The organism is Klebsiella sp. CN_Kp113 (genome assembly GCF_040064585.1).
Classification (GTDB): Bacteria; Pseudomonadota; Gammaproteobacteria; order Enterobacterales; family Enterobacteriaceae; genus Klebsiella; species Klebsiella michiganensis.
Genome location: NZ_JBEAID010000001.1, coordinates 282,554 through 294,612, shown reverse-complemented (window position 1 = coordinate 294,612; position 12,059 = coordinate 282,554). Strand labels below are relative to the sequence as shown.

General features: G+C 54.6%; 13 protein-coding genes. 2 read left to right on the top strand and 11 right to left on the bottom strand.

Annotated features, from left to right (window positions below):
- Nucleotides 1–53: 53 nt before the first annotated feature.
- From phoQ to ABLV30_RS01650, 3 genes are all read right to left on the bottom strand, one after another.
- A complete protein-coding gene (gene phoQ / locus ABLV30_RS01660; protein ID WP_004849971.1) occupies nucleotides 54–1,520 on the bottom strand; it encodes a two-component system sensor histidine kinase PhoQ in 1,467 nt (488 codons plus the stop codon).
- Nucleotides 1,517–2,191 (bottom strand): two-component system response regulator PhoP, encoded by a 675-nt coding sequence (gene phoP, locus ABLV30_RS01655; RefSeq protein ID WP_004101181.1) that lies wholly within the window; start codon nucleotides 2,189–2,191, stop codon nucleotides 1,517–1,519. The genes phoQ and phoP overlap by 4 nt, the downstream gene beginning before the upstream one ends.
- An 85-nt stretch (nucleotides 2,192–2,276) precedes the next feature.
- A complete protein-coding gene (locus tag ABLV30_RS01650; RefSeq protein ID WP_014228871.1) occupies nucleotides 2,277–2,723 on the bottom strand; it encodes a helix-turn-helix domain-containing protein in 447 nt (148 codons plus the stop codon).
- Between the two features lie 99 nt (nucleotides 2,724–2,822).
- On the opposite strand from ABLV30_RS01650, the gene ABLV30_RS01645 reads away from it, so the two are divergent.
- Nucleotides 2,823–4,037 carry an MFS transporter gene (locus ABLV30_RS01645; protein WP_265800909.1) on the top strand — a complete coding sequence of 405 codons (1,215 nt, stop codon included), beginning with the start codon at nucleotides 2,823–2,825 and terminating at the stop codon, nucleotides 4,035–4,037.
- Nucleotides 4,038–4,086: 49 nt separating this feature from the next.
- On the opposite strand, the gene purB is transcribed toward ABLV30_RS01645, so the two are convergent.
- The 5 genes from purB to rluE are packed head-to-tail and all read right to left on the bottom strand — an operon-like array spanning nucleotide 4,087 to nucleotide 8,454.
- Nucleotides 4,087–5,457 carry an adenylosuccinate lyase gene (gene purB / locus ABLV30_RS01640; protein ID WP_004131470.1) on the bottom strand — a complete coding sequence of 457 codons (1,371 nt, stop codon included), beginning with the start codon at nucleotides 5,455–5,457 and terminating at the stop codon, nucleotides 4,087–4,089.
- A 3-nt stretch (nucleotides 5,458–5,460) separates the two neighbouring features.
- On the bottom strand, nucleotides 5,461–6,102 hold the full coding sequence (hflD, locus tag ABLV30_RS01635; protein WP_004131471.1) for a high frequency lysogenization protein HflD: 642 nt from the start codon (nucleotides 6,100–6,102) through the stop codon (nucleotides 5,461–5,463).
- 59 nt (nucleotides 6,103–6,161) lie between these two features.
- Nucleotides 6,162–7,268 (bottom strand): tRNA 2-thiouridine(34) synthase MnmA, encoded by a 1,107-nt coding sequence (gene mnmA, locus ABLV30_RS01630; RefSeq protein ID WP_004849976.1) that lies wholly within the window; start codon nucleotides 7,266–7,268, stop codon nucleotides 6,162–6,164.
- Nucleotides 7,269–7,306: 38 nt separating this feature from the next.
- A complete protein-coding gene (locus ABLV30_RS01625; protein WP_025106932.1) occupies nucleotides 7,307–7,783 on the bottom strand; it encodes an NUDIX hydrolase in 477 nt (158 codons plus the stop codon).
- Between the two features lie 20 nt (nucleotides 7,784–7,803).
- Entirely contained in the window at nucleotides 7,804–8,454 is a 651-nt protein-coding gene (gene rluE / locus ABLV30_RS01620; protein WP_265800910.1) for a 23S rRNA pseudouridine(2457) synthase RluE, read from the bottom strand.
- A 236-nt stretch (nucleotides 8,455–8,690) separates the two neighbouring features.
- Here rluE and icd point away from each other — a divergent pair, with 236 nt between their 5' ends.
- A complete protein-coding gene (icd, locus tag ABLV30_RS01615; protein ID WP_004131480.1) occupies nucleotides 8,691–9,941 on the top strand; it encodes an NADP-dependent isocitrate dehydrogenase in 1,251 nt (416 codons plus the stop codon).
- A 113-nt stretch (nucleotides 9,942–10,054) separates the two neighbouring features.
- Here the strand turns inward: icd and ABLV30_RS01610 are convergent, their stop codons facing one another.
- From ABLV30_RS01610 to ABLV30_RS01600, 3 genes are read right to left on the bottom strand one after another with little or no spacing between them, the layout of a single operon-like run.
- Nucleotides 10,055–11,197: a site-specific integrase gene (locus tag ABLV30_RS01610; protein WP_112150001.1), complete on the bottom strand. Its 1,143-nt coding sequence runs from the start codon at nucleotides 11,195–11,197 to the stop codon at nucleotides 10,055–10,057.
- Entirely contained in the window at nucleotides 11,187–11,423 is a 237-nt protein-coding gene (locus ABLV30_RS01605) for an excisionase (protein ID WP_064367892.1), read from the bottom strand. Before ABLV30_RS01605 ends, ABLV30_RS01610 begins: the two co-directional genes overlap by 11 nt.
- Before the next feature lie 40 nt (nucleotides 11,424–11,463).
- Nucleotides 11,464–12,036, bottom strand: coding sequence for a 3'-5' exonuclease (locus tag ABLV30_RS01600; RefSeq protein WP_112150000.1), 573 nt, complete (start codon nucleotides 12,034–12,036; stop codon nucleotides 11,464–11,466).
- Between the last annotated feature and the right edge of the window lie 23 nt (nucleotides 12,037–12,059).

The following is a 12,059-nucleotide window of genomic DNA, read 5'->3' as shown; positions in this document are numbered from 1 at the left end:
TATAACGGATGCGGCACCAGCATGATGCAGGCGCCGTTAAAAAACCGACTGTTTTAGCTCTCTTTATCTTCCAGTGCCTGGCGACCAAAAATAACTTCCATGCAGGCGCCGCCGAGCAGGCTCTCTTCGGCGAGGATGCGGCCATCGTACTGGGCTACGATATCGCGGGCAACCGAGAGACCGACGCCCTGTCCGGGGCGCAGCGTATCTGCGCGCTGGCCGCGGTCGAACACCGCGCTGCGCATCGCGGCAGGGATCCCCGGGCCATCATCTTCAACCAGAATATGCAGATGGTTGTCGTTGGTCTGCCGGACGGAGACTTCCACAAACTCAAGGCAGTATTTACAGGCGTTATCGAGCACATTGCCCATAACCTCCATAAAATCATTCTTTTCACCGACAAAACTGATTTCCGGGGAGATATCCAGGGTAATGTTCACACCTTTACGTTGATAGACCTTATTCAGCGCCGAGGTCAGACTGTCGAGGAGCGGAGCGATGGGATGCAGCTCGCGACTGAGCAGCGAACCGCCGCTGCGCATGCTGGCGCGATGCAGATAGTAGCCAATCTGCTGCGAGATGCGGCTAATCTGCTCCAGCATCACCGGCTCTGCTTCATTGACGCTCATTTTCTCACCGCGCATGGAACGCAGCGTGCTCTGCATCACCGCGAGCGGGGTTTTCAGACTGTGGGTGAGGTCGGTCAGCGTCGTGCGGTATTTATCATAGCGTTCGCGTTCGCTTTTCAGCAGGCGGTTGAGGTTGCTGACCAGCCGCGTCAGCTCGCGGGTGGTATTCGGATTGAGCATCTCGCGGTGATGCTCCTCCAGTTCGCGCACCTCTTTGGCCAGCGATTCGATAGGGCGCAAGCTCCACCATGCTGCGACCCACAGCAGCGGGATCACCAGCAGCAGGTTGGCCGCGAGGACATAGATAAACCAGCTCCACACCATGTAGGAGCGCTTAAGCTCTACCGGAATGGTGTCGACAACCACGATACTGAGCTGCGGCATGGTGCTGGTGGCCGGATAGATATTGATCGCCACCGAGTGGGTCATTTCGGAGCCATCGTCCTCTTGCCGAATGGCGTCCAGCTGTTGTTGAATCTCATGGTTGTTGTGCTGCAGCATACTGCTGCTGTCAACGTCGGCCTCAATTTCGTGAAAGCCGTTGTTTTTGAGCCAGTCCGGTTGAATACGTTTTACCAGCCAGGGTACGTCGCGCTGTGCCCACAGCAGCTGGCCGCGGGCGTCGTAAATGAGCGTCACCGTGGGGCTTTGCATATTCAGGTTTTCGGGGATATCAACATCGATGGTGTTGTTTTCCCATTTCGCCAGCATATAGAACAGATTGCTCTCGCCGCGCAGCAGGCGGAAGGTGGTTTTATCGAAACTGACGCTATACCCCACCAGCGCGACCATGCCATAGGAGAGTGACAGCACCAGCACCACGGCGGCCGTCGCCAGCAGAAAGCGAACGCGTAACGACAGCGGCAGAATATGCCGCAGCACCCCTTTCATCCGCGCAGTTCGAACAGATAGCCCTGACCGCGCACGGTGGTAATCACATCCTGCGGATACTCAGCCTGTATTTTTTTGCGCAATCGTCCCATCAGCACATCAATGGTATGGCTTTCGCGCAGCTCGGCGTCGGGATAGAGCTGCAGCATCAGCGAATCTTTGCTGACCACTTTGCCCCGGTTGCGGATCAGGGTTTCCATAATGGTGTATTCAAATGCCGTCAGCTTGATGGGCTGGTCGTTGACCGACAGCTCGCGACGCGACAGATCCACCTGGAAAGGCGGAATGGAGATAACCTGTGATGCCAGGCCGCTATTACGCCGCAGAAGCGCCTGCATGCGGGCGGCAACCTCTTCGATATGGAACGGCTTAGTGACGTAATCATCCGCTCCGGCGCTCAGGACCTCAACCTTATCCTGCCAGCCTTCGCGGGCGGTCAGCACCAGCACCGGCACCGACACGTCGTGGCTGCGCCAGCGACGAATCAGCGAAAGGCCGTCTTCATCCGGCAGGCCAAGATCGACGATGGCGATGTCCGGAACGTGCTCACCCAGATAGTAATCCGCTTCCTTTGCGTCTTCCGCCGCATCGACCTGATGTCCCAGCTCCTGCAGCTGAACTTTCAGGTGGTGGCGCAGCAGAGCGTTATCCTCAACCACGAGTACGCGCATGCCAGTTCTCCATTTTATTTATGATATTGAACAGTTTAGCGTTTATTATACACCTTTAATATAAACAGCTGTTAAATAAAGAATTTTATTCGATTTTTTGTACCTCGGTCTCTTGGGCGGTGAGGACAAGTCCATCTTCGGCCGCGGGCGACATCATCGGTATCGGGCGCAGCGTACGTTTATCGATCAGTACGGAATGGGGTTCCCCATGGGCAAACAGATGCAGCTCTCCCCACTGGCGTAGCGCAACGACAACGGGGAACAAACGCTCTCCTTTTGCCGTCAGTACGTATTCCTGATAAGCCGTGCCATCCGAGGCGGATTGCATAGTGAGAATACCTGAGTTTACCAATTTGTGCAGACGGTCAGAGAGAATATTACGCGCCATACCGAGGCTTCGCTGAAAATCGCTGAAGCGGCGTATGCCATCAAAGGCGTCGCGTACAATCAACAAGGACCAGCGATCGCCGATAATATCCACGCTTCGGGCGACGGGGCAGGTTTCGTTTTTCATTTTTTCACGCGTTGGCATGGGCTCTCCGAACGGCCTGGTAAGTAGTTGCATTTTAAAACTTGATGTTTTAGCCTTCAACTGGTTTTATTTTGAAACCAGACAACCAAGGTGGGCATCATGAAAGCGACACTGATATCTCCAGTGCTAAGCGATCCGCAAACGGTTATGCCTCGCAGCCTGGTCTGGCTGTTTGCTATCGCCAGCGGCCTGAGCGTGGCAAACGTGTATTACGCGCAACCGCTGCTCGACGCGCTAGCGCGAGATTTTGCGATCGGCGACGCCGCGATTGGCGGGGTGATTGCGGCGACCCAGATTGGCTGCGCATTGGCGTTGCTACTGCTGGTGCCGCTGGGCGACAGGGTGAATCGCCGCCGCCTGATGGCGACGCAGGTGATTTTACTGATCGCTGCCCTGGCGGCGGTGAGTATGGCTTCCACCGCCGTGATGCTATTGGGCTGTATGCTTGCCGTTGGCCTGCTGGGTACCGCGATGACCCAGGGGCTAATCGCGTATGCCGCCAGCGCCGCCGCGCCCCATGAACAGGGACGCGTGGTGGGCGCTGCGCAAAGCGGAGTATTTATCGGGCTGCTGCTGGCGCGGGTATTCTCCGGGTCGATTAGCGATCTCTTCGGCTGGCGCGGGGTGTACATCTTGGCCGCTTTACTGATGCTGGGCATTGCGCTTCCGCTGTGGCGTCGGCTGCCGGTATTGGCGGCTGCGCCGAACCCTCTGAGCTATCCGCGGCTGTTGATATCCATGCTGGCTCTGCTGCGCCAGGAAAAAGTGCTTCAGGTGCGCGGCGTGCTGGCATTACTGATGTTTGCCGCTTTCAGTATCTTCTGGAGTGCGCTGGTTTTGCCATTAAGCGCTCCGCCCTTTCGCTTTACCCATACTGAGATTGGCGCCCTGGGCCTGGTCGGGGTCATCGGCGCTCTGGCAGCGGGTCGTGCCGGTAAATGGGCCGATCGCGGATATGGGCAGCGCACCAGCGCCGCGGCCCTGGTGATGTTGCTGATAGCCTGGTGGCCGCTGTCGCTGATGGCATGGTCGCCCGCGGCGCTGTTGGTTGGCATTGTACTGCTGGATCTCGGCGGTCAGGCGCTGCATGTCACCAATCAAAGCATGATTTTCCGTACCCGTCCCGAAGCGCACAGCAGGCTGGTCGGTTTGTATATGCTGTTTTATGCGCTTGGCAGCGGTTTGGGCGCGGTCAGTACGACAGCGGTATATGCGCGCGCGGGATGGCAGGGCGTTTGCCTGCTGGGGGCTTCGGTCAGTCTGCTGGCGCTGCTGTTCTGGTTAATAACCCGGGGGATGACGACGAGCAGATGAGGGGGAGGAAAAATAACCCTCTTTCCCGGCGGAAAGAGGGTGGAAAGGTTTACTTCAGTTCGTCAACCATGGTGGTCGCACGGCCGATATAGTTAGCCGGGGTCATGGCCTTCAGGCGAACTTTTTCCGCTTCCGGCAGCGCCAGGCTGTCGATGAACTGCTGCATGCCTTCGGCATCAACGCGCTTGCCGCGGGTCAGCTCTTTCAGCTTCTCGTACGGCTTCTCGATGCCGTAGCGACGCATGACGGTCTGAATCGGCTCGGCCAGAACTTCCCAGTTGTGGTCCAGTTCATCCAGCAGGCGGTCCTGATTCAGCTCCAGCTTGCTCACGCCTTTCAGGGTGGATTGATACGCGATCAGCGCGTAGCCAATGCCCACGCCGAGGTTACGCAGGACGGTGGAGTCGGTCAGGTCGCGCTGCCAGCGGGAAACCGGCAGTTTGCTTGCCAGATGCTGCATCACCGCATTGGCCAGACCGAGGTTGCCTTCGGAATTCTCGAAGTCGATCGGGTTCACTTTATGCGGCATGGTGGAAGAGCCGATTTCGCCGGCAATGGTCTTCTGTTTGAAATGGTTGAGCGCGATATAGCCCCACACGTCACGATCGAAATCAATCAGGATGGTGTTGAAGCGGGCGACGCAGTCAAACAGTTCGGCGATATAGTCGTGCGGTTCAATCTGGGTGGTGTACGGGTTCCACTGGATACCCAGCGAGGTGACGAACTCTTCGCTGAACTGGTGCCAGTCAACTTCCGGGTAGGCGGCGATGTGGGCGTTATAGTTCCCCACCGCGCCGTTGATTTTGCCAAGAATTTCAATCTGATTCAGCTGACGATACTGGCGCTCCATACGGTAAGCGACGTTCGCCATCTCTTTACCCATGGTGGACGGCGTGGCCGGCTGGCCGTGGGTGCGGGAAAGCAGCGGGATATCGCGATACTGTACCGCCAGGTCCTTAACCGCGTCGATCAGCTTGCGCCAGTATGGCAGGATCACTTCGTCGCGGGCGGTTTTCAGCATCAGCGCGTGGGACAGATTGTTGATGTCCTCGGAGGTGCAGGCGAAGTGGATAAACTCGGAGACCGCGTGCAGTTCTGCCACGTCGGCGACTTTTTCCTTGAGGAAATACTCAACCGCTTTGACGTCGTGGTTGGTGGTGCGCTCGATCGTTTTGATGCGCTCTGCATCTTCTACGCTGAAATCGGCGACGATTTTATCAAGGTAACCGTTTGCGTCGGCAGCAAAAGCAGGAACTTCCTTGATCGCTGCGTGCGCGGCCAGTTTTTGCAACCAACGCACTTCTACCTGAACGCGGAATTTCAGCAAACCGAATTCGCTGAAGATACCGCGCAGCGCGCTGACTTTGTCGCCGTAGCGGCCGTCGACTGGGGAAACGGCGGTCAGTGAGGATAATTCCATAGATCACAACTCCGGGGTTAAATGAGCAAGAATTTGTTTTGCCTGGTTAACCAGACGATTACGGGAAAACATCAGCTGCAGACGTCCGCCGCCGACCTGGTGCCAGAGCACCGCGGAGCGAATACCTGCCAGCAGGGCAGAGCGAACCTTCGCCTGAACCTGAGGGCTTTGCAGCACGGCTGGAGAGCCGGTCACCTGAATCCGCGGGCCCAGCGGGCTAATGACATCAACATAGATGCCGGCCATTGCGCTGAGCAGGGTCTCGGATTGCAGATCGAAATGTTCAAGCTGACGACGCAGGCCACCGATACGGTTGCCGAGGGTATCCATGGCCCCTTTGCTGGCGGCAAGCTTACGCTCGAGCACCATCAGGCTTAGAGTATAGCGGGTGAGTTCGGCGTTCAGTCCCTGGCGACTGCTGGTATTCAGCACGCCAATGAGAGTTTCCAGCCCGAGACGAAGATTGGCTTCACTACCACCGAACACCGCCAGCGTTGAATCCGGGTCGAGGTCGATGATGCTGTTCAGCGACACATGCAGGGCGTCGCTATCGCAGTGCCCCTGGTGCGCCAGTTCCTGAACCAGACGCGCGGCCTGGCAAACGCCGGCCAGCGCCAGCGTAATGTCATAATAATTCTTCGCCACACATTCTCCTTGTAAACCGCCGAATACCCGGTTGAGGCATTCCGCGGCTAATATGTCTGTCAAGCCTGCAGCGGCAAGCGCTGTTCGATAATCCCACCGCCGAGGCAGACTTCGTCGCGGTAAAAGACCGCAGACTGGCCAGGCGTGACGGCGGCAACCGGCTCATCAAAGATCACTTCAATGCGGTCGTCATCCAGCGCTTTTACGCTGCAGGGGATATCGGTCTGGCGGTAGCGGGTTTTCACCGTGCAGCGCAGCGTGCCGGTCAGCGGCTCGCGGTCTACCCAGTGCAGCTGTTGAGCAATCAACCCCACGGACATCAGACGCGGATGGTCGTGGCCCTGGGCGACAATCAGAATATTGTTTTCGACGTCTTTGTCGACCACGTACCACGGGTCTTCGCCGCCGTCTTTGATGCCGCCGATGCCCAGGCCTTTACGCTGACCCAGCGTGTGGTACATCAGGCCCTGGTGCTCGCCAACTTCGTCGCCGTCAACGCTGATAATTTTACCCGGCTGGGCGGGCAGGTAGCGGCCAAGGAATTCACGGAATTTACGTTCGCCGATAAAACAGATACCGGTCGAGTCTTTTTTCTTCGCGGTGATGAGATCCAGCTCTTCGGCGATTTTACGCACCTGCGGCTTTTCCAGCTCTCCTACCGGGAACAGGCTTTGCGCGATCTGTTCGTGGCTGAGAGTATAAAGGAAGTAGCTCTGGTCTTTGTTACCGTCGAGGCCGCGCAGCAGCTGGCTCTTGCCGTTAACGTCGGCGCGGCGCACGTAGTGCCCGGTGGCGATGTAGTCAGCGCCGAGGTCTTCTGCGGCAAATTCGAGGAAGGCTTTAAATTTAATTTCTTTATTGCACAGAATATCCGGGTTCGGCGTGCGGCCGGCTTTATATTCTTCAAGGAACAATTCGAATACGTTGTCCCAGTATTCTGCGGCAAAGTTGACGGTGTGAAGTTCAATTCCCAGCTTATCGCAAACGGCCTGCGCGTCGGCAAGATCCGCCGCTGCGGTGCAGTATTCCTCGCCGTCGTCCTCTTCCCAGTTCTTCATGAACAGGCCTTCCACCTTATACCCTTGCTGGAGCAGCAGGTAAGCGGAAACTGAGGAATCAACCCCGCCGGACATGCCGACGATCACTTTTTTCTGGCTTTCTGACATTGGAATACTCACTACATTGAACTTCGAGGCGGCGTATTCTAGCACGCGTCATCCGTCGAGGCACCCCCTGTAAACGGCCAGTTAAATTCGCCGATGAGCGACAGCGGGTAGCGCGGATCCTGCTGATAGCTGCGAATGCTCTCGGCAACCAGTTGAGAACGCAGGTTTGTTGCGTTAAGAATTTCCTCAGCACTGAGCCACAGGCAGCGATCGATATCGCTATCATGGGGCTCGGTGACGCACGTATCGTTAAGCTCGATAGTAAAGAGGAAGCGCAAAAACGGGGTGCGATCCGGGGCTATCCACTGATGCAGGCGAAGAAAGTGCTGCGGCGTCGCGCGAATGCCGGTCTCTTCCCAGAGCTCGCGCTCTGCGGCCTGAACCAGGGTTTCGTCGGCTTCGAGGTGACCTGCAGGCTGGTTCCACAGCGCTTTTCCGTTGATCGTTTCTTCAACAACCAGGAATTTGCCTTTCGCGTGAACCACGCAGGCGACGGTGACGTGCGGCTTAAACATTGTTTTTCCTTAGGCTACGGTTAATCAATTTTGCGCCATTCGCCGTTGGCCAGGCCATCCAGCGTATAGCCGCCCATCGCATAGCGAATCAGGCGCAGCGTCGGAAAGCCGACGTGGGCGGTCATCCGCCGTACCTGGCGGTTGCGTCCCTCATAGAGGGTGATTTTCAGCCAGCTGGTGGGGATAGATTTGCGCTCGCGGATGGGCGGATTCCGCGGCCACAGCCACTCTGGTTCCGCAACCCGCTCCACGCCGGCGGGCAGAGTAGGGCCGTCATTAAGCGTGACGCCGTCGCGGAGCGCGGCCAGCGCGTCCGCCGTGGGTTCACCTTCCACCTGAACATAATAAATTTTACCGGTGCGCTTACCCGGTTGAGTGAGCGCCGCCTGCAGCGCGCCGTCGTTGGTCAGTACCAGCAGGCCTTCGCTATCGCGATCCAACCGACCGGCAGCGTAGACGCCGGCAACCGGAATAAAATCTTTTAGCGTGCTGCGTCCGGCTTCATCGGTAAATTGCGGCAATACATCGTATGGTTTATTGAACAAGATCACAGTTTTTGGCTGGCGTTCTTTGCGTTGTCTGGTGACTTGTTGCGTGCTGAATCGCTCAACGCGATGTTTTCTAAATGAAGTTTTTTGCATGGTATTTTCAGACTTAATCAATTGCCGCATTATAGCCTAATTACGAATGCCTTTCATGGATGCAAACATTCAGGTAGTATTGACATGCTCATTACAACTTATTAACAAAAAGGTTGCTCAAACCGATTCGCATTACAGGAAGGCGACACGGACGCGAAATCTCCGGTTAGCGGCATATTCCGATGACGGGAGTGGGCGAGTAAAGCCAACGCCCGGCTAGCGTGAAGAGGGAAGAGCAGAACCAGAAGCGCTCGAAGGAGAGGTTAATGGAAAGCAAAGTAGTAGTTCCGGCGGAAGGTCAAAAAATCACCCTGCAAAACGGCAAGCTGAACGTCCCTAATAACCCGATTATCCCGTTCATCGAAGGTGATGGTATCGGCGTTGACGTGACTCCGGCGATGCTGAAAGTGGTTGATGCTGCCGTTGAGAAAGCCTATAAGGGCGAGCGTAAAATTTCCTGGATGGAAGTTTACACCGGTGAAAAATCGACCCAGGTTTATGGCCAGGATGTCTGGCTGCCTGCCGAAACTCTTGATCTGATTCGTGAATATCGTGTTGCTATCAAAGGCCCTCTGACCACCCCAGTCGGTGGCGGCATCCGTTCTCTGAACGTTGCTCTGCGTCAGGAACTGGACCTCTACGTTTGCCTGCGCCCGGTTCGTTATTATCAGGGTACCCCGAGCCCGGTTAAGCATCCTGAACTGACCGATATGGTTATCTTCCGCGAAAACTCTGAAGACATCTACGCCGGTATCGAGTGGAAAGCCGATTCTGCTGAAGCAGATAAAGTGATCAAATTCCTGCGCGATGAAATGGGCGTGAAGAAAATTCGCTTCCCGGAACATTGCGGTATCGGCATCAAGCCGTGCTCTGAAGAAGGCACTAAACGCCTGGTTCGCGCCGCCATCGAATACGCTATCACCAACGATCGCGATTCTCTGACTCTGGTGCACAAAGGCAACATCATGAAATTCACCGAAGGCGCGTTCAAAGACTGGGGTTACCAGCTGGCACGCGAAGAGTTCGGCGGTGAGCTGATTGACGGCGGCCCGTGGCTGAAGATTAAAAACCCGAACACCGGGAAAGAGATCGTCGTTAAAGACGTTATCGCCGACGCCTTCCTGCAGCAGATCCTGCTGCGTCCGGCGGAATACGATGTTATCGCCTGTATGAACCTGAACGGTGACTATATCTCTGATGCCCTGGCGGCGCAGGTTGGCGGTATCGGTATTGCCCCTGGTGCGAACATCGGTGACGAGTGCGCGCTGTTTGAAGCCACCCACGGTACTGCGCCGAAATATGCCGGCCAGGACAAAGTGAACCCAGGTTCCATCATCCTGTCCGCTGAGATGATGCTGCGCCATATGCAGTGGTTCGAAGCCGCAGACCTGATCGTTAAAGGCACCGAAGGCGCTATCGCCGCTAAGACCGTGACCTATGACTTTGAACGTCTGATGGAAGGCGCTAAACTGCTGAAATGTAGCGAGTTTGGCGACGCAATTATCGCGAACATGTAATCAGCCATCGCTGATTAAAGACAGAAGGGAGCCTGGTGGCTCCCTTTTTTACGATCGTTCAAAACCTTTCCCCAAAACTTTCCCCAAAATCCTTCCCCAAAACTGGCTTAAAGTCATACTGCTTTTTGACCTACAACGAGCCAGTCTTTACCCCGGTCATCGTTGTATTTATCCGTCATTTTTTTCGATTTGTGGCCCAATAATTTCTGAGTATCTAAGCCTTGCTCCCGGTATAGTCGTTCTGAAAGTGATCTCTGCTCGTGGAAAGTTGGGGCGGTGCCTTCATTCCATGCAAGACAACTTTTGTCTCGAGCTTTTTTAAATGTAGAAGTCAGAGTTTTCGTAGACACTTGATCACCACGGTTAGCCTGAGAAGTGGTATGTCTGAAATGGACCAGATATTTACTAACTACAGCATCTCTACATTTTGAAACGACATCGCGTAATGAAATATCTAGTACTTCATTTCTTAGTGAGAGCGGAATGGCAAGGCGAGTACCTGTTTTCTCCTGCACAATATGTAACATGTCATCCCAGATATCGGAGAATTTCATATTACAAATATCACCTATGCGCTGACCGGTTACAATTGCGAGTAACATTCCGCACTGCAAATATGGCTGTTGATGCTCAGCGTATTCATAAATAGTCTTCCACTCCTCTAGTGATAAACGTTGCCTGGTAATTTTGTTTCGGGGTTGTTTGGTAGCAAGTGCAGGGTTATATCCAGGAGGTACATGCCCTGCGTGCTGCGCCTCTTTGAATATATCGATAATGACCATACGAACAATTTGAGCCATTCTGTTATGTCCTTCAGACTTAACAGCATCTGTAATTTCGGCAATATCGAGTGCCGAAATATCTTTTAGATATTGCATACCACAATGCTCACGAAACAAACGTATGGGCTTTGCTTTCTGCCGGTACGAATTTGGCTTGAGCTCGTTGTGTTGCAATCTTTCCTCCTGAACGGACTCGTACTTATCAAGCCAGGCTGAAACAGTAATGTCAGAACGTTGTCCTTTCATGCGCGACAGGCGTTCATTTACACTCAGGATTTGCCTGGTGCGCTGCTCAGCAATGATAGTGTTCGCTTCACTTGCCACCTGTTTTGCCTCAGCCTCATCTGTGCCGAGACTATGAAACCGGCCTGTGGTCGGGTGTTTATATTGCCAATAAATCCTCCCTGTCCGCTTATCAAGCTTACAGTAAAGGTTTGGAATTGATATTTTATGAGACCGCGGTCTAGCTGCCATCGTTAATAATCCGTCTTAATCTAGGGTTGGAGTTTTTCGGAATTTGAGGTTCGGCAATTATCCCTACAAAGCGAGCTTCCCGGTCAACCATCCAGCGACGACCGACTCGCATTGCTGGTGGCGCTATCATTTGACCTTTAGCATATTTCTTTAAAACTCGCTCACTTGGGGCTTCACTACCGAATTCATCTTTCGCCCATTCGAGTAAAGAGACCATACGAGACATTTTTTTCTCCATACAGCCCGGCTGCACCCGGGCATTAGATTTATTCTTCGGTGCTGGTGGCTGGCAAAAGCTTCTGCCAGATTGCAGACACGTATTTTGCTTGGTGCCGGGCATCGGCCAGTGCGTTGTGGGCTACGCCATCAAAAGGCATATTCCGTTTGGGGTCGAAACCAAGTTCTTTGCCGAGCAACACCATGGTGCGCACGTCGCTGTCGTTCCAGAATTGCCACGGGCAGGTTTGGTCGGCGCGGTCGTAGGCTGAACGCAAAATTACGTTGTCGAAATTGGCTCCATTACCCCAGACTTTCAAGTAACTCGGATTGTCAGCGTTGCGACTGATAAACGAACTGAATTCGGAGAGCACATCAGCGATATGCTTGGTATCGTCGGTGCAAATAGCGGCACGGGCCTCCGCTGATTGTTTCAGCCACCATAGGATGGTGTCCCCGTCAGGTGTAGCACCCTGTTCCATGGCGCTGGCGAGGTTAACGGCCATATAGAACTCTGCGCCAAGACCTCCTGTTTGTGGATCAAAGAATACCGCACCGATCGTGACGATTGGCGCAGTAGGCTTATTGCCCATAGTTTCGATGTCGATCATTAAATGGTTCATGCTAAATATCCTTCTTCGGTCTA